The 17,403-nt window shown below is 44.1% G+C and carries 20 protein-coding genes; 11 read left to right on the top strand and 9 right to left on the bottom strand.

Translation table 11 applies throughout. The features are described from left to right. The first annotated feature begins 79 nt into the window (after positions 1-79). Positions 80-991, top strand: coding sequence for a YihY/virulence factor BrkB family protein (locus tag PY364_RS20805; protein WP_275525884.1), 912 nt, complete (start codon positions 80-82; stop codon positions 989-991). 92 nt (positions 992-1,083) lie between these two features. On the opposite strand, the gene PY364_RS20800 is transcribed toward PY364_RS20805, so the two are convergent. Both PY364_RS20800 and PY364_RS20795 read right to left on the bottom strand, forming a co-directional pair. Next, complete coding sequence (locus PY364_RS20800; RefSeq protein ID WP_275525883.1) at positions 1,084-1,437, bottom strand: VOC family protein; 354 nt, start codon at positions 1,435-1,437, stop codon at positions 1,084-1,086. Positions 1,438-1,650: 213 nt separating this feature from the next. Then, positions 1,651-1,788: a hypothetical protein gene (locus PY364_RS20795; RefSeq protein WP_275525882.1), complete on the bottom strand. Its 138-nt coding sequence runs from the start codon at positions 1,786-1,788 to the stop codon at positions 1,651-1,653. A gap of 87 nt (positions 1,789-1,875) precedes the next feature. On the opposite strand from PY364_RS20795, the gene PY364_RS20790 reads away from it, so the two are divergent. From PY364_RS20790 to PY364_RS20765, 6 genes are all read left to right on the top strand, one after another. Beyond that, complete coding sequence (locus tag PY364_RS20790) at positions 1,876-3,039, top strand: GuaB3 family IMP dehydrogenase-related protein (protein ID WP_275525880.1); 1,164 nt, start codon at positions 1,876-1,878, stop codon at positions 3,037-3,039. Positions 3,040-3,305: 266 nt separating this feature from the next. Then, positions 3,306-3,428: a hypothetical protein gene (locus PY364_RS20785; RefSeq protein ID WP_275525878.1), complete on the top strand. Its 123-nt coding sequence runs from the start codon at positions 3,306-3,308 to the stop codon at positions 3,426-3,428. A 28-nt stretch (positions 3,429-3,456) separates the two neighbouring features. Then, entirely contained in the window at positions 3,457-3,786 is a 330-nt protein-coding gene (gene trxA, locus PY364_RS20780) for a thioredoxin (protein WP_275525877.1), read from the top strand. A 238-nt stretch (positions 3,787-4,024) separates the two neighbouring features. Continuing rightward, the gene (locus tag PY364_RS20775) at positions 4,025-5,092 is read left to right on the top strand and encodes an LOG family protein (protein WP_275525876.1); all 1,068 of its coding nucleotides are present in this window, start codon (positions 4,025-4,027) and stop codon (positions 5,090-5,092) included. Between the two features lie 131 nt (positions 5,093-5,223). After that, entirely contained in the window at positions 5,224-5,709 is a 486-nt protein-coding gene (locus tag PY364_RS20770; protein ID WP_275525875.1) for a hypothetical protein, read from the top strand. A gap of 43 nt (positions 5,710-5,752) precedes the next feature. Continuing rightward, entirely contained in the window at positions 5,753-6,274 is a 522-nt protein-coding gene (locus PY364_RS20765; RefSeq protein WP_275525873.1) for a DinB family protein, read from the top strand. 125 nt (positions 6,275-6,399) lie between these two features. Here PY364_RS20765 and msrA read toward each other — a convergent pair whose 3' ends face one another. Both msrA and PY364_RS20755 read right to left on the bottom strand, forming a co-directional pair. Further along, positions 6,400-7,053: a peptide-methionine (S)-S-oxide reductase MsrA gene (msrA, locus tag PY364_RS20760; protein ID WP_275525871.1), complete on the bottom strand. Its 654-nt coding sequence runs from the start codon at positions 7,051-7,053 to the stop codon at positions 6,400-6,402. A gap of 94 nt (positions 7,054-7,147) precedes the next feature. Continuing rightward, positions 7,148-7,762 (bottom strand): TetR/AcrR family transcriptional regulator, encoded by a 615-nt coding sequence (locus PY364_RS20755; protein WP_275525869.1) that lies wholly within the window; start codon positions 7,760-7,762, stop codon positions 7,148-7,150. A 106-nt stretch (positions 7,763-7,868) separates the two neighbouring features. On the opposite strand from PY364_RS20755, the gene PY364_RS20750 reads away from it, so the two are divergent. The 3 genes from PY364_RS20750 (at position 7,869) to PY364_RS20740 (ending at position 11,529) form a co-directional block, all read left to right on the top strand. Further along, on the top strand, positions 7,869-9,269 hold the full coding sequence (locus PY364_RS20750; RefSeq protein WP_275525867.1) for a biotin/lipoyl-binding protein: 1,401 nt from the start codon (positions 7,869-7,871) through the stop codon (positions 9,267-9,269). Then, entirely contained in the window at positions 9,266-10,450 is a 1,185-nt protein-coding gene (gene devC / locus PY364_RS20745; protein ID WP_275525866.1) for an ABC transporter permease DevC, read from the top strand. The genes PY364_RS20750 and devC overlap by 4 nt, the downstream gene beginning before the upstream one ends. A gap of 320 nt (positions 10,451-10,770) precedes the next feature. Continuing rightward, positions 10,771-11,529 (top strand): DevA family ABC transporter ATP-binding protein, encoded by a 759-nt coding sequence (locus PY364_RS20740; RefSeq protein ID WP_275525864.1) that lies wholly within the window; start codon positions 10,771-10,773, stop codon positions 11,527-11,529. Positions 11,530-11,671: 142 nt separating this feature from the next. Here the strand turns inward: PY364_RS20740 and PY364_RS20735 are convergent, their stop codons facing one another. From PY364_RS20735 to PY364_RS20715, 5 genes are all read right to left on the bottom strand, one after another. After that, positions 11,672-11,884 carry a hypothetical protein gene (locus PY364_RS20735; RefSeq protein ID WP_275525862.1) on the bottom strand — a complete coding sequence of 71 codons (213 nt, stop codon included), beginning with the start codon at positions 11,882-11,884 and terminating at the stop codon, positions 11,672-11,674. Positions 11,885-11,889: 5 nt separating this feature from the next. Next, positions 11,890-12,123 carry a hypothetical protein gene (locus tag PY364_RS20730; RefSeq protein ID WP_275525860.1) on the bottom strand — a complete coding sequence of 78 codons (234 nt, stop codon included), beginning with the start codon at positions 12,121-12,123 and terminating at the stop codon, positions 11,890-11,892. A 21-nt stretch (positions 12,124-12,144) separates the two neighbouring features. Beyond that, a complete protein-coding gene (locus tag PY364_RS20725; RefSeq protein WP_275525858.1) occupies positions 12,145-15,240 on the bottom strand; it encodes an NACHT domain-containing protein in 3,096 nt (1,031 codons plus the stop codon). A gap of 100 nt (positions 15,241-15,340) precedes the next feature. Beyond that, entirely contained in the window at positions 15,341-15,688 is a 348-nt protein-coding gene (locus PY364_RS20720; protein WP_275525856.1) for a type II toxin-antitoxin system PemK/MazF family toxin, read from the bottom strand. Beyond that, on the bottom strand, positions 15,678-15,869 hold the full coding sequence (locus PY364_RS20715; RefSeq protein WP_275525854.1) for a hypothetical protein: 192 nt from the start codon (positions 15,867-15,869) through the stop codon (positions 15,678-15,680). Before PY364_RS20715 ends, PY364_RS20720 begins: the two co-directional genes overlap by 11 nt. A gap of 349 nt (positions 15,870-16,218) precedes the next feature. On the opposite strand from PY364_RS20715, the gene PY364_RS20710 reads away from it, so the two are divergent. Then, on the top strand, positions 16,219-17,319 hold the full coding sequence (locus PY364_RS20710) for a DJ-1/PfpI/YhbO family deglycase/protease (RefSeq protein ID WP_275525852.1): 1,101 nt from the start codon (positions 16,219-16,221) through the stop codon (positions 17,317-17,319). Positions 17,320-17,403 lie beyond the last annotated feature (84 nt).

The raw sequence follows: 17,403 nt of genomic DNA, 5'->3' as shown, positions 1-17,403 counted from the left end.
GGCGGTGACTTGACCGCCAGGATGGCGGCGTTACGAATAGCTTTGCATAATTCCTGTATAAATTAAGGAACTTCATCTCGTGAAACTGAAAAGAATTATTTCCCTGATTAAAGAAACTTTTAAAGAATGGCAAAAAGATAAAGCCCCTACCTTAGCGGCAGCTTTAGCCTTTTATACAGTATTTTCTCTAGCACCATTGCTGATTATTGTAATTGCGATCGCGGGATTAGTCTTCGGCCAAGAAGCAGCTCAAGGTCAACTTGTAGGGCAACTTCAAAGTTTAGTTGGTAAAGACGGTGCAGAAACAATCCAGCAACTTGTAGCTAATGCCTCTAACCTCAAGTCAGGCATTGTCGCAACTATCATTGGTGTAGCTACACTTTTGTGGGGGGCAACTAATGTATTTACTAACCTGAAAGAAGCTCTCAACATGATTTGGAATGTTGAACCACCGCCAGGAAGAGGGTTTTTTGGCTTTCTACAAGACCGGATATTATCTTTTGCAATGATTCTCAGTATTGGCTTTTTACTCCTAGTTTCTTTAGTAATTAGCGCGGTATTAGCAGCAGTAAATCAGTGGTTAAATGGGTTGTTGCATATCCCCGTTGGCATCTGGCAACTGGTTGATTTCGGCATCTCTTTTAGCGTGGTGACAGTGCTTTTTGCGCTGATTTATAAATTCTTGCCTGATGTTAAACTTGCTTGGGGAGATGTTTGGGTGGGAGCCGCGATCACCTCAGTGCTATTTACGATCGGCAAGTCATTAATTGGAATATATTTGGGTAGTAGCGGCATTGGATCTACCTATGGTGCCGCTGGATCGTTTGTAATACTTTTGCTTTGGATTAATTACTCGGCCCAAATTCTATTTTTAGGTGCGGAATTTACCCAGGTTTGGACTAATAGATATGGTTCCCGAATGTTAGCAAGGCGAAAAGCTCAGCTAGAAGACGACAAAATGGCAATATCTCAGTCTGAGAGAAATTTTTAATATAGCAACCGCCTTGGCGGTTAGGACACTCGCTGATTCTATTCCCTTCTTTCCCTAGCCCCTAGCCCCTAGTCCCTAGTCCCTAGCTATATTTAAAGTGAGGCCGGTTCGTAGAGGTACTCGAAGCCGTTACCGTCTGGATCGCGTGCGTAGAAAGATGCTGTACCGTCGCGGTGCTCGTGGATGTGAGTGGCGGGGATACCGTCAGCTTTGAGTTGGTTGTAGGCGGCTTCCATTTCAGCGCGATCGCGAAACACAAACCCAAAGTGCGGCCCTGATTGGTTGTAGCTAGGACTCAATAAGGCCAGTCCATCATCGCCAGCTTTCAGGTAAGCCCAGTCTGCATCTTTCCAGGCTAATTCCATTCCTAAGTTTTGGTAGAACTCAGCGGCTTTGTCAATATCTTTGACGCAAATGGCGACGTGGCCTAATCGTTTCAGTTTCATCTGGGGTAAGGTTTATTGTTGTTAGGCAAACTAAATGTTACCTATTATAGCACTATACTGCGGACTTAGCTGGCAGAGATAGTGCTATCTTTGGCTAGGATTTTGTCGGCACGATTAATGATAGTAAGAGTTGTGAAAATTTTCTCCATAATTGTTGTATTATTGTATTATTAATCGCGATCCCCTTTTCCGAAATATTTCTATTTTTAGTGTTCAATCGCAAGCGATCGCCAACTCCCTACTCACTGCTAAAGTGGAATTTAGAGCGATCGCGCCCCGATCTGTTTCTAAACTGACAATAAGCGCGTAGGCGTAGCCAGCACTTCCTCTGTCTGTTACCACCGCAGGCATCACCTCCCCCACCTCCCCCCAAACCGCAAAACCCCTGCAATAATTTGATACCCTGAACTTAATAAGTCTTGGGAACGGTAAAGAAGAGTGGAAATATCAATAGGGCGCGGCAAAACAGCTCGCAGAGCTTACGGCATTGACGAAATCGCGCTAGTCCCCGGACAGCGCACCCTCGATCCAATTTTGGCAGACACTCACTGGCAGATCGGAGGCATCGATCGCGAAATCCCCATCATCGCCAGTGCAATGGACGGAGTAGTAGATGTCCGCATGGCCGTACTTCTATCTCAACAGGGAGCCCTAGGCGTACTCAACCTAGAAGGCATCCAAACCCGCTATGCTGACCCCCAGCCGATATTAGAGCGCATCGCCTCCGTCGGCAAAGATGAATTTGTTAGCCTGATGCAAGAACTCTACGCAGAGCCCATCAAGCCAGAATTAATCCAGCAACGTATTCAAGAAATTAAATCTCAGGGAGGCATTGCCGCTGTCAGCGCTACTCCCGCAGGCGCAAGTAAATACGGCTCAGCCGTTGCCCTAGCTGGAGCAGATTTATTTTTCGTACAAGCAACCGTCGTCTCCACCGCTTACCTTTCGCCTGAATCGGTAACGCCTCTGGATCTGACTCAGTTTTGCCAACAGATGCCCATTCCAGTCATTTTAGGCAATTGCGTCACCTACGAAGTCGCTCTAAATTTGATGAAAACTGGCGCTGCTGGCATTCTCGTAGGTATTGGGCCTGGTGCAGCTTGCACTTCTCGCGGTGTTTTAGGCGTTGGCGTACCCCAAGCTACAGCAGTCGCAGACTGCGCGGCGGCGCGGGACGATTACTATCAAGAAACTGGCAAGTATGTCACGATCGTTGCTGACGGCGGCTTAATTACTGGTGGCGATATCTGTAAGTGCATCGCCTGCGGAGCCGACGGGGTAATGATTGGTTCCCCCTTTGCTAGGGCCGCTGAAGCTCCCGGTGGCGGCTATCACTGGGGAATGGCGACTCCTAGCCCTGTTTTACCTCGCGGAACTCGTATCCGCGTTGGTACAACTGGAACTTTGGAACAAATTTTGCGGGGCCCCGCGTTGCTAGATGATGGTACTCACAATTTGCTTGGAGCTCTGAAAACTAGCATGGGTACGTTGGGGGCTAAGAGTCTTAAGGAGATGCAGCAAGTGGAAGTGGTGATCGCTCCTTCTCTGCTGACTGAAGGTAAGGTATATCAAAAAGCTCAGCATTTAGGCATGGGTAAGTAGATTTACTTAAATCCCACCTCCTTTGAGGGGTGGGAGTATCAAAAAAATGTTAAGTAGTCTAGCAAATTACAAAAATCCCTGCAATTATCCAGAAGGAGATGCCACAATATAAAAAGCGGAGACCATTTAGTTTCCGTTCACTCCTCACACCACACTCCGCCCGGACTACTGTTCGGGCGGTTCCTTTTTTAGCAGGAGGCAGGAGCCAGGAGCCAGGGGGCAGGAGGGCAGGAGGGCAGGAGGGCAGAAAGATTTAGTTATTTAAAATGCTTGTATTTGTTTATCTGCTCTTACAGGCGATCGCCTGTTCCCTCTGGATTGTTGACAAATCAAAACTTTTGAAAGCTTTCGTACCAGAGGCAACACTTTTTGCTAGACTGATAAGCTGAGAAATAATATGTACAAGGATGGCTAGGGATGTCAGCAGCCGCACAAGTTACCGACTCTACCTTTAAGCAGGAAGTGCTTGAGAGCGAAGTTCCAGTTTTAGTGGACTTCTGGGCTCCCTGGTGTGGCCCCTGTCGTATGGTCGCACCTGTCGTAGATGAAATTGCCCAGCAGTATGACGGGAAGGTGAAGGTAGTTAAAGTTAATACAGACGAGAACCCCAACGTAGCCAGCCAATACGGTATCCGCAGCATTCCGACGCTGATGATATTCAAGGGTGGTCAACGGGTTGATATGGTGGTTGGTGCAGTCCCCAAGACTACACTCTCCAACACTTTAGAAAAGTACCTTTCACTCTAAGTGCGTCTAGTCCCCGACTGTCGCCGACGGCATCTTGGGGACAAATCGCACCGTAGAGTACGAATTGGCGGCAGTCCTAGTCTGTACTGAGATGAAACTGATTTTGCATAAATTCCACTTCAAGCGCGGCAAGTCCGTCGAGCTTTAAATTTTTGATGTTTGCTTAGCGCCTCAAAATTTTGGCTTAAAGGCGCATTTTCAATAGATAGTTACAGCTCTGCTCGTTGGGAAAAATTTAATGAGTTCCTCATCCTCTGGCCAAGCAATTGATTCCCTCCAGGCTGAGGTGACTGATTTAATTAATCAGCTACCAAATTTAAAGCACGAAGTGTGGATTGCGCGATCGCTCTCAACGATCGCACGGATGGCGGGGGAGGAACTCGATCGCCTCGACTGGAAAATCATCGCGAGCTCTCTGCTAGATATGGAGAAAGCCTTTGAGCTTTTTTATCCTTACCGCCACGTTCGCAAAATTGCGATCTTCGGCTCTGCGAGAGTGTCGGCAGATAGTCAAGAATACGCGATGGCGAGGGATTTTGCCAGTGCCATTACTAAACAGGGGTTTATGGTGGTGACAGGTGGTGGTGGTGGAGTTATGCAGGCGGGGAATGAGGGTGCGGGTGCAGAACATTCTTTTGGGTTGAATATTCAATTACCTTTCGAGCAAGGTTCTAACCGCTTTATTGCAGGCGATCGCAAATTACTTACATTTAAATATTTCTTTACTCGCAAGTTATTTTTCCTACGGGAAAGTGATGCTTTGGCTTTATTTCCCGGTGGTTTTGGCACTCTGGACGAAACTTTTGAGTGTTTGACATTGATTCAGACGGGCAAATTTGGGCCTGCACCAGTGGTATTGATCGATCGCCCTGGGGGGGACTATTGGCATGATTGGAATGCTTTTATTTGCAAACAAATGATGGGTCGCGGTTTAATTAGCAAGCACGATCCCAGCCTTTACACGATTACGGATAATTTGGATGTCGCTTGTGATGCGATCGCCAGTTTCTATCGAGTTTATCACTCGACGCGGTACGTAGGAGATCAGCTTGTCATCCGCCTCAAGTCTGAGTTATCCGATGGGGATGTCGAACAGTTAAATACTGATTTCAGTGACATTCTGGTTAAGGGGAAAATTGAAAAAAGCAAAGCTTTACTTCCAGAATTAGGTGATGAAACTGCCGATTTACCGCGCTTAATTTTGTATTTTACTCAACGAGATTTGGGAAGACTTTATCAGTTGATCGCCCATATTAACCAATTAGGTGCGGGCTCTCCAGCGGCGGCTCATCCAGAAGAAAAGTAGGGTACTTAGAAATGTAAGTGTAGCAGTTATATGGTAATTGCTAATTGTTAATTGGTAAACGAATATCTCACTTTCTTAAGAACAGCTATAAAACTTGGTTTTACACAGATTCTCATCTTGGAGTTTTTACCATGTTTCCTTATGAAAAATTTACCATTAATACTTCCCTACATCCTGAGATAGTCCGTCAAAAATTACTAGCAGTTGTAGAACCTAGAAAAGCAATTCGATGGAACATCAATAATTATGGAAAACCTTATGAGGGTGAAGTTGGCGACCATTCTTTTGAAATTAATCGCATCATCAATTATCGGAACTCTTTTTTACCTATAATTAAAGGAAAAATTTACCCTGAAGGCATGGGTAGCAAAATTGAGATTAAGATGGCAATGCACCCTTTTGTCGTAGTGTTTATGTCAATTTGGTTAGGGATCGTTGGAAATATATGGATATTGTCTGCGATCGCCACGATCGGCGAAGGAAAGTTTAACTCACCTATACTTGTACTATCGGGGATGTTTCTGGTTGGTTTGTTATTGCCGTTAATTGGCTTTAAACTGCAAGCAAATAGCTCTAAGCAATTCCTGATTGATTTACTGTATATCTCCAGAAATTAGATAAGTAGTCGGACATAAATAAACGGAGCCATGTCATTGCGATATGAATAATTTATTGATCGAACACTTTCAAATGTTAGCTCGGTACAACGCACTTGCTAATAGTAGAGTTTACGATGCTTGTGCGAAACTATCCGATACTGAGCGCAAAAAAACACGCCAAGCATTTTTTAAAAGCATTCACGGTACTCTCAATCACATTATGGTAGGCGATAGAATTTGGATGACAAGATTTGAGGGTGGGAAGATTCAGTCAACAGGACTTGATGCAATTTTATATGAGGATTTTGAGGAGCTTTCTACTGCTAGAATTTCAGAAGATGCTCGGATTGAAGCTTTTGCTTCAGATTTGACTGAGGAATTTTTGGCAGGTAATCTTCAATATCGAAATAGTCAGGGATTAATTTACATCGATCCTGTTAGTTTATTGCTGGCCCATTTCTTCAATCACCAAACCCACCACCGGGGACAAATTCACGATATGTTAACGCAAACAGATATTGCACCGCCAGTGCTGGATATGCACAGAGTGATTAGACCAAATCCAGAGGAATCCCTAAAATAGACCTTTGGGGGCAGGCATCCTTCCATTGGTGTTAACTTAACGTCAAACCCTTAATCCCTGGCGGGCTTTCGGCTTAAGTTAACACCTATAGCATTCTTCCCACCCCACAAGGTTTATGAGAGAATTTAAGAAAGAACTCCCACAGGACATTCTACTTTTGTGCCACCTAAACCGCAATAACCGCCGGGATTTTTGGCTAAGTATTGCTGATGGTAGTCTTCTGCATAGTAGAACTCAGGAGCTTCTAAAATCTCAGTTGTAATCTCGCCATAACCCGCTCCTGAAAGGGCTTTTTGGTAAGCATCCCGTGTAGCTTTAGCAAGCTTTCTTTGACTGTCTGAATAGACATAAATTCCTGAACGATACTGGGTTCCAGTGTCATTTCCTTGACGCATTCCTTGGGTGGGATTGTGACTTTCCCAAAACACTTTTAAGAGTGTTTCGTAACTAATAACTTTCGGTTCAAACACTACTAGGACTACTTCGTTGTGGCCAGTTTTTCCCGAACAAACTTCTTGATATGTTGGGTTTGGTGTTATCCCTGCGGCGTAGCCGACTGCGGTGGTGAAAACTCCTTCTAATTGCCAGAATTTGCGTTCGGCTCCCCAAAAACAACCCAAACCAAATATTGCCATTTCCATGCCTTCTGGAAAAGGAGGTTTGATGGGATTGCCGTTGACGAAGTGACGAGAGGGTACAGGCATGGATTCTACCCTTCCCGGCAATGCTTCTTCTTTTGTAGGCAGGGTTAGCTTTTTGCCCAATCCGAATATGGCCATAAGTTCTAAATTTTGTTTGAGTGACAGCTTTACGTTCCTTAATAATAGCACTTATGATTTGAAGTTGCTATAAACGATCTAAGCTGTTAGGCATCTAAACTGAATTTTTAGATGCTAAAATCAAGTGCATTAAACCATTGATTAAGCGATCGCGCTCCATCGGGATAATCTCTGCACCGTGCAGGATCTCTTGGGTCATCAGATAATATACTACTGACCCAATAAAAATTCGCGCCGTTGCTTCTGGATCGGGTAGATTCAGCTCTGGGTGAGAACTTAAGTAACAAGTTAATCGCTGAATACCAATTTTGGCGAAGTTGCTAATAAACATTTGTGCTAATTCGGGAAAACGCCCCGATTCGCCCACGACTAATCTAATAAATATCAGAAACTCGGCATCGCATTTCTTGTGTTCGAGCAAAGTCAGGGCTAGTTTCCGCAGAGCTTGCTCTGGTTCCTCTAACTCTATTTGAATATACAGAATTTTTTCTTCGGCCAACCGCTGCATCAAGGCACTAAATAACCCTTCTTTATCCTTAAAGTGGCTGTAAACCGTCGCTTTGGACACTCCCGCCGCCGTCGCCACTCGATCCATGCTCGTTGAGGCGTACCCGTGAGTCAAAAACTCCTGCATCGCTCCCAGTAGGATTTTTTCGCCCTTGTCAACGGTTGTTGCGGGGTCTAATTCGTTCAGTTTTGCTCGTTTCATGGTGGTTCTATAAAAGTTTGTTGTGGGGGTTGACATGATTATACTGGACAGTTTAGTATAAGTTTAACACAAAACTAAACCGTATAGTTCTTCACTGAGGTGTGTAATGGTACACCGCGCCACCGTCGAAGGTTTCTTTTCAACTCCATCCCTCACCCGCCAACTCCTGACCCTAGCCGCAGTCACAACTCTAGCGGCTGCTGGTGGAACTGCTTACGTGCTGCGATCGCACTCTCCCCAAGAAGTCGCCACCGCCGCCGCCCCCCAAATCACTACCGTCACAGCCTTGGGAAGACTGGAACCCCAAGGGGAAGCGATCGCGCTTTCCGCCTCCAGTTCCGCTGAAGGCAATCGCATCGACAAACTGCTGGTAAAAGAAGGAGATTGGGTAAAAACAGGCCAAACGATCGTCATCCTTGATAGTCGCGATCGCCTGTTGGCCGCCCTTGAACAAGCACAACAACAAGTGCGAGTCAGCCAAGCCAAACTCGCCACAGTTAAAGCGGGGGCGAAAAGCGGAGAAATCCAAGCCCAAGAAGCCGCGATCGCACGTTTGCAAGCCGAACGTCGCACGGATATTGAAGCTGCCGAAGCCGTACTCAACCGCTTACAAGCCGAACGACGGACGGATATTGAAGGACAAAAAGCTGCGATCGCCCGCATCCAAGCCGAAAAAGAAGGCGAAATCGCAGGTCAAGAAGCCGCGATCGCCCGCCTCAAAGCCGAACTCGAAAACGCCAAAACCGAAGCCCAGCGCTACGAACAACTCAACCAAGAAGGAGCCATTTCTACTCAACAACGAGACAGCAAACAGCTAACTCTGGAAACCGCACAACAGAAACTCAACGAAGCCCGAACCAACCTCACCCGCATCCATTCCTCCCGCCAACAACAACTCAACGAAGCTGAGGCCAAACTCAGCCAAATTTACCAATCACGCGCCTCCCAAATCGACGAAGCCAAAGCCAAACTCAACCAAGCCCAAACAGCACAACGCGCCCAGATTATAGAAGCTGAAGCTAACCTCGATCGCATCTCCGAAATCCGGCCCACTGACATCCAAACCGCAGAAGCCGAAGTTAAGGCCGCGATCGCCACCGCCAAGCAAGCCCAAGCCAACCTCGATCTCGCCTACATCCGCGCCCCCAAAGACGCGCAAGTGCTCAAAATTTACACTTATCCAGGGGAAAAAGTCGGTAATGATGGCATCGTCCAACTCGGACAAACCCGCAATATGTACGCCGTTGCTGAAGTTTACGAAAGCGATATTGAGGGAGTAAAAATTGGGCAGAAAGCTAAAGTTACTAGCACTTCTTTAAGCGGCGAATTACAGGGAACCGTCGAACAAATTGGGCTACAAGTCCTCAAACAAAACGTGATTAATGCCGATCCTTCCGCCAACATCGACGGTCGCATTATTGAAGTCAAAATCCGGTTGAATGAAACCTCCAGCCCAAAAGTTGCAGCATTAACTAATTTGCAAGTCAAGGTGGTAATTGAAAAATGATTGGATTAATTAAACACCTCCAAGAACTCCAGCGCCGCACTCCGTTAGGATGGCTGCAACTCAGTCACGACAAAGGGAGAATGTTAGTAGCAACTGCCGGAATAGCCTTTGCAGATATCCTGATGTTTATGCAGTTTGGCTTTCAAAATGCCCTTTATAGCAGTAATACTCGGCTGCACCAAGTCCTTGATGCTGACATAGTTTTAATCAGTCCCCAAGCTCAAAACCTGATCAACTTATCAGATTTTCCGAGGCGGCGTTTATATCAAGCCATGAACGTGCCCGGAGTGGAATCAGCAGATGTTTTTTATGCCAAAGTAGCCCGCTGGAAAAACCCCCAAACACGCGAAAAAAGTTCTATATTAGTAATTGGTTTTAACCCGGAGCGTCCCGCCTTTGACTTGCCAGCAATTAAGCAGAATGCGACGGATATTAGGTTCCCAGATACAGTTATATTTGACCAAGGTTCCAGGGGTGATTATAAACAGGCGATCGCGCAAATTCAACAAGGAAAACCCGTCACAACAGAAATCGATCGCCGCACTATTAGCATTAGTGGCTTATTCAACATCGGTGCATCTTTTGCGGCTGACGGTAGCATAATGACAAGCGATCAAAACTTTCTACGCTTATTTCCTAAGCAAGAAGCCAGCAGCATTAATGCAGGTTTAATTCACTTGAAACCTGGGGCCGATCCTGTCTCCGTACAAACAGCCATAAAAGCTTACCTACCCAATGATGTTAAAGTATTAACAAAAAAAGAATTTATTGAGTTTGAAAAAAGCTACTGGGCTAATAATACATCCATTGGTTTTGTCTTTAACTTAGGCGTGGCAATGGGGTTTATTGTTGGTGTCATTATCGTCTATCAAGTGCTTTCCACAGATGTTAGCGACCACTTGGCAGAATACGCCACCTTTAAAGCAATGGGATACCGCAATTTGTATTTGCTTGGCATTGTATTTGAAGAAGCTATTATCCTTTCAGTCCTGGGATTTATGCCTGGAGTCGGAATCTCTATTGGGCTTTATGCCTTAACTAGAAATGCTACAAATTTACCCATGTATATGACGTTAATGAGAGCTATGATGGTATTAACTTTAACCCTGATTATGTGTATAATTTCCGGCGCGATCGCAACTCGGAAACTGCAAGCAGCAGATCCGGCTGATATATTTTAGCTAATTGCTAATTGCTAATATCAAGTTCGTTTGATTGTAACTTGCATAATATCGAGTTTTGTAGGGGCGGGTTCGCCTAAATATTTGATACATACCGACAAACTGGATAAACCCGCCCCGCCCATGCTTATCTGTTGCTACCGGACTTGATATACTTGCTAAAATTATCTCTGATATTAAGTCTGGTAACAGGAAACTTGGGTGGGGGGCGGGTTTATAAAATTTGTCGGTATGTATCAAATATCTGGGCGAACCCGCCCCTACAAAATTTGACAGAATACAAGCCTGGATCGAGCCGTTCACTAACTCAATTAATCGCTATGAAATCCATAGAAATAGACTACAAAACAGATAAAGATTCAACTGTAAACTTTGCATCTCAGCCTGTAATTGCCATTCACCAACTTAACCACTATTTCGGTGAAGGACAACTAAAAAAACAGGTATTATATGACATCAATCTCGAAATTAATGCCGGAGAAATTGTCATTATGACGGGGCCATCTGGCTCAGGCAAAACAACCCTCTTAACCTTAATAGGAGGATTGCGATCCGCACAAATAGGCAGCCTTAAAATTATTGGCAAAGAACTCTGCGGTGCTAATGAAGAAAAATTAGTGCAGGCGCGACGCAAAACAGGCTATATTTTCCAAGCACATAATTTGCACCGGAGTTTAACCGCGTTACAAAATGTACAAATGGGATTAGAGTTACATCGAGAAATATCTAAAGCAGAAATGCGCGATCGCGCCGCAAAAATGTTAGAGTTAGTCGGGTTAGAACAACGCATCAATTATTATCCAGATGACTTATCTGGTGGTCAAAAACAACGGGTAGCGATCGCGCGTGCTCTCGTCAGCCAGCCGCAAATAGTCTTAGCAGATGAACCTACCGCCGCACTCGATAGCAAATCCGGGCGAGAAGTGGTAAATTTAATGCAAAAGCTTGCTAAAGAACAAAGTTGTACGATTCTCTTAGTAACCCATGATAATCGGATTTTAGACATTGCCGATCGCATCGTTGATATGGAAGATGGGAAATTAACATCAGAGAATAGTGAAGTAATAACGCCACGCTAACCTTACTCCAAAAAATATTAAAGTTACTAACAAAACGAGTCGCGCCATTATCTTCTCTCCTTCCACTATGTCATTTAGGGTGCGATCGCGATTCTCAGTTAGGATGCAGAAACTAGCGCACAAACCGGTTTCTGGGTTAATTTTAGAGGCAGGTAGCAAGTGCTTGTTGGACGGGTTCTGATAACTCAAGGGCTATAAAATAACGACAGGGGTATAAGTAGTCTTCTCCAGATTCATCAATGACGCGAATCATTTGATGATTGTTGGCTTGAGTGTCGGGTAAAACTTGATAAATTTTGCGAACTTCTAAGGAAGCTGAATAATCTGTGTTATTGATGCAAACAACAAATTGCATAATCTTTACTCCAAAATATATTTGAGTTTGAATTCTTTTTGACCGATGCCGTGCGCTTCATACCAGTGAATTTCTGCTTCACACACTGTCCCATCATCGAGTTGGATAGTGGCGATACCTTTTAGCTTGCGCCAACGTCCAGAGCCATAGTTTTTTTGCAATCGGTCGAGTTCTCGAATTGAGCGATTAACGGCAATGATTTCAATGTCATGAATTTCTCCTAAAATTTCAAAATTCAATTGATTTTTGCTCCCAAATTTTTACTCTTTTTGGATCTCTAGGTTGGCGAAGTGTTCTTGAACGAGGCGATGGATGAAGCGGTAACGGTTGCCAACTCTTTGCAGGATAAGGCGTTCTGTGCAGTAGTTAAGGAAGCGGGTTATATTCCAAGGCATTTGACCAGTCAACCAAAGAGTGAGGCGAAGTGCAAGATATTGAATACATGCTGAAATTGCAAATAAACTAAATATCAATCCTAGAATAATGCCATTACTTAGTGCTACATTGACAGGGCTAAAATTCAAGGTAGGAATGATACCAGAAAGCATTCCCAACAAAAACAACACTAGAGTATTTATGAAGTAAATTACAATCGTATTACTTTCTTGTCGTTTTCCGTTCTCAATTTCTATAATTAAACTGCCAATAACTCCACCAGCAATAACTGAACTAACGACAAATGAAATTGCTGATGCAACGGTTTCAATATTAATGCCATGCAATACTATATGTAGGAGCCTCCAATCAAAGATTAGTGTTATTACTATGAATAATAAAATCACAATTTCCACACCACAAGTTATCAAAGCTCCAAGCGGATTGAACCCGATGATTTTCATTGTTGTAGCGGGTTTGAAGCAAAGGGTAAAGGGCAAGAAAAAAAGCGCAATTCCACATCCCAAAATTATGGACTTTGCCAAATGAGAATTTAACCCTATATTTAAAATGTATAGAAAAATAGTGTCATCTGAAAGAATCTTAAAAGCAAAAAAACTAAGCCCAAAAAGAAGGATGACATTCACGATAGTTATTATAGTAACAGTGAAACTAATCATCTTGTCTAATATTTTATTTTTGACTGAATTTATATTATGAACTTTTTCATGTACTTTCTCCAAAAACTCCCTGGCTTCCTCCATCAATGTCATAAATGCTACAAACATTGAAATAATGACTACAATCATAGGGATTGTAGAAATGCTCGTAAAGCCAAAATATAGATAGTTCGCAATAACTAATTGATTTTCTATATTTATTTGATTTTGAATTAACGCAATAGCATTACTTGCCATAATACTACAAATCAATATCATGAAAAGTAAAGTTACTCCTATATAAGATAACCGATCTCTTGAATTTGTTAATAGATCACCTCCGAGTAAATCAGATTGAAACTCTTTTGATGAATACCTAGCTAATCGAATTAGGTTATTTTGAGCGAGTAAAGATTTAGGTTCTCGTTTTGTTTTGTAGAATTTACTTTTTCTTTTTTTTGTAAGCATTTCTACTCTGTAAATACCAAGCAGATAATCAATACTGTTTTTCTCAGTATTACAATTTCGCCACTCTTCAACATCAATTTGCTGATAGGCAATACTCGTAATCGCCAAAAACAAAGGCTGACTGATAAAATTGACAATCTTCTCAGAATCCTTAATTCTGTCCCAGAACTCCGCAAGATTGACACTGGCGAAATAATGACGCATTTGCTCTACACTCAAATCTTCCAAGCAAATCGCACCATTTAAGTGCAAAACTTCCTGATAATTTTCATACTCTTCCTTGCGACTGCACACCACCAAATGCAGAGGAGAAAATTCACTCTTTAAAAACTCGTTAATTGCCCGGACACACTTCGCCTGAAGTTCCGATGGCAACTCATCCAAACCATCCAAAAGCAGCACTAACTCCTTTTCCCTAATCCACTGTTCTCCGATTTCCTGGCTAATTCCCTTACTCCGAAGCTGAGAGAGAATCCACTCCTTGATTGAAGGGTCGTATTCTTCCTTCTTTCTAAACCGTCCTTTTGTAATTGTCCGCCATTCCGAAAGCTCTAAAATGACGGGGATGGGTGCATCGCTATCTGTCTCGGCACGCTCAACCAAGGCTTGGGCTAACTCTAACAAGGTTGTGGTTTTCCCACCTCCCGGTTTACCCAAAATTAGAAACTTGCCACTAATAGCTGGATTCTTAAACACCTCCAGAATGCTCGTCTGTGAGGGTAACAGAAACGATCGCTGTTCCCCCACCTTCACCGAATCATCCCAAAGGCGTTGCACCTGATGGGGTTGCTGTTCTTTCCCTAAATTCAGCGGAACCGCATGGTGGAGGGGCTTTCGTCCTGCCAGTTCAGCCCGCATCTGAGACAATAACGCCTGACGGTTGCGAAACTCCTGTTTGGATAGCTGCCGCCCCCCGCCTTGTGCTTCCAGTCTCGTCAGCTTTTCATCTAAAGCATCTAGCCTTTTCTCTAAATTCTGTAACAATGCGGTGATATTGGTTTCCATCACCCCCAACTGTTGACAGACTTCGGCAAAACCAGAATCTATATCTTGGGAAATTTGCCGAAAAAATGCCTGCTGCTGGGCGACGGTTCCCCGTAACTGGGTTTCTAGCTGCTGGAACTCTTGGAGAATTTGCGTCAATTCGGCGGCATTCACTCCCAGATTGGTGTTTCGCAGTTGTGCCAGTTCCGCTTTCATCCCCGTGAGTAACTGCAAGGTTAATCCGGCAAAAGCTTTCCCATCTTTTGCAAAGTCTTCTTTGAGGGTTTCTCTTAAGGCTTTGGGGAAGGTTGTATGCAGTAATTTGGCAACTTGGGGATAGACTTCTGGCGGGAGTTGAAAGCCACCGCCTTTACAGGCTGCCATGTTTAAGCGGATGAAAATATCCTGCCATTCTGGGGCGGTGAGGTTGCCGTCTTGGGTGAGGCTGTATTCTTCCGGGGTAAGGAATTGGTCGAGTTTGGCTTCTCTTAATTGGGGGTAGCGTTGCTGGGTGAGTTCCTGTTGGGCAATTTTCACCCAATTATTTTTGGCTTGGATGGCGATTTTTTCTAGGTTGTCGTGGGTTTTGCCTCGGTGTTGTTTCGCGGCTAGGGTGATGACGGCGGCTATGGCTTTCCCCACTGCTTTGGTTAAATCTTTATTCTCTAGGGATACCGTATCGGGATCTTCCCCTGCGGTTAAGGCATCGATCGCATTTGCCGTATTGCCAGCCGCCACATTCCCTAGAAAAGAGGCTAAAATTGGGCCCCACACAATTCCTGCTTCTGCAAGAATTGGCGAACACGCCAAGCCACACAACACGCAGCCAGTACCAACAGCTAATTTAACTAGCGATCGCGCTACATCCATATACCCTTCATCGTGGCATTAATTTGATTCTAGGATAGACGATTTCGGGGTTAAACTCCAAATTGCGAAACACATCAAACCCCTTCCCTTTACACTTTATCTATAAGGGTTCTTCGCCAGAATCCATATCCTCAAATCCTAACCAGAAAAGCAAAGCCTCTTCGACTTGTGCTAACTGCTCTGAGTTTAATTCGCCCAGTTTCCTCACTAGCTTCGCGTGAGGAATTGTGATGATATTCTGAACATCGAACACTCCGGGCTTCAGGAATTTGGCTTTGACATCTACCTCAAAGCGTGAACCTCTTGGGCTTGTGGTATGAGGTATTAGAGTCGCTAACGCTCGATCCTGGTTGAGAACCCGGATACTAACCACTAAGCATGGTCTAACTTTTGCCACATAGCCCAGATCGACAAGCCAGACTTCGCCACGATCGGGACTATTCATCATCAATTTCTTGTTGATCTAATGCTAGGAATAACTCTTCAGCATTTAAGATAAAGTCTTCATCTGTCAATGGTGGAAAGTCAAAATGGACGAGCCGCCTCAAGATTTCTAGCCCAATCTCAAGTTGTTCTGTGTCAGCCAACCTATCAAAAGTATTAAGAATCTCTTGAGCTAAGGTCGTCATAGTTTTTCACTCCTCTAATGAGTAAAGCATTGTGACTAAACTCCTTGATTAATTTATTTTACTGCAAACCCCAAAGGTGTCTAGCTTTAATAGGAGACTCTTCTAATTTAACAGTTTTGTGTATACAATGTCAACACATTTGGGATTTTTCACGGTGTGCGATCGCCTCGTTGATATGGAAGATGGAAAATTAACGTCTGAAGTGTGAAGGCAAGCTAATATATATCTATTCCCAAAGGCTCAGCAACCAGATTGTAAAAGATGAGCCGATTTATTACTTTTGAAAGAAGCGGAGAAATTAATATTTAAGTTAATGTAGGAGAAAATAAGAAAAGTAGGCTAAGCAATTATGGCAGAAACTAACGGAAGCCAACGCAAACGAGTTGCTATCCTGATTGAAAACGGAGTTGAGGATTCAGAGTTTCAAGTACCTTATAGTGGTCTGAAACAAGCAGGCTTTGAGGTGGTTGTCCTTGGTTCGCGCATGAATGAAAAGTATGCGGGTAAACAAGGAAAAGTTGCTATGCAAGCGGATGGAACTACTACTGAAATGCGGGCAGAAGATTTCGACGCAGTAGTTATTCCAGGCGGTATGGCTCCAGATACAATGAGGACAAATCCCAACACAGTGCGCTTTGTAAAAGAAGCGATGCAGCACGGAAAATTAGTTGCTGCTGTTTGTCACGGGCCGCAACTTTTGATTGAAGGTGATTTGCTAAAAGGCAAAAAAGCAACTGGTTTCCATGCCATCCGCAAGGATATGATCAACGCGGGAGCTGAGTATATAAATGAAGCTTTGGTGATTGATGGCAATTTAATTACCTCCCGTCAACCGGGGGATTTGGCAATATTTACTACTGCAATTCTAGCTCGTCTCGGTTACGGCGGAAAAGAGGCTGCTTTACCCAATGAAAATGATGTGAATGCAGAATGGTGGAAGCTAGCAACGGCTTGGGGTGGCTCCACAAAAGGCGATATTGTTAAAGGTTTGAACATGGCTTTAGCAGGTGAGCGCTATTCGTGCCAAGCTTTTGAGCATTATGCGGAAAAAACCTCGGATGTTGAATTGCGATCGCTATTGCACGACATGGTTCACAATAAACAGCACCACATCCAAATGCTAGAAGCGCGTCTTGATGCTTTGGGTGAAAAACCGTCAATTCCTGCACAAGTTGCTGATAAATTCGCTTCCTTAAAAGCTTCGCTTCAAGGAACTGATGAAATGTTTCTTTTGCGGAGTACGCTGGGCGATTTACAAACAGGGATTGTTGATATCAATAACCTGCGGGCGAAGTTCACCGATCCAGTATCAACCGACATTTTTACTCAGATTGAATCGGATCTTTCAAAGTATGAGCAGTGTCTAGTTGAACTTTATCGATCGCGGATGGGAATGCAAGAAGTGAAACCGGCAAAACCATCTACTAGCCATGCTGTGAAGATGTCTTAATTCTGGCTTTGCCAAGCTGATATGCTGTTACCCATAATCATACGCAAAAGTATCCGTAACGCCGCCATCCTGGCGGTTCTTTGA

The sequence above is a fragment of the Kamptonema sp. UHCC 0994 genome, assembly GCF_029167235.1.
In the GTDB taxonomy this organism is placed as follows: Bacteria; Cyanobacteriota; Cyanobacteriia; order Cyanobacteriales; family Microcoleaceae; genus Kamptonema.
Note: the sequence above shows the minus strand (reverse complement) of the source record. Positions and strands in the feature narration are given on the sequence as shown.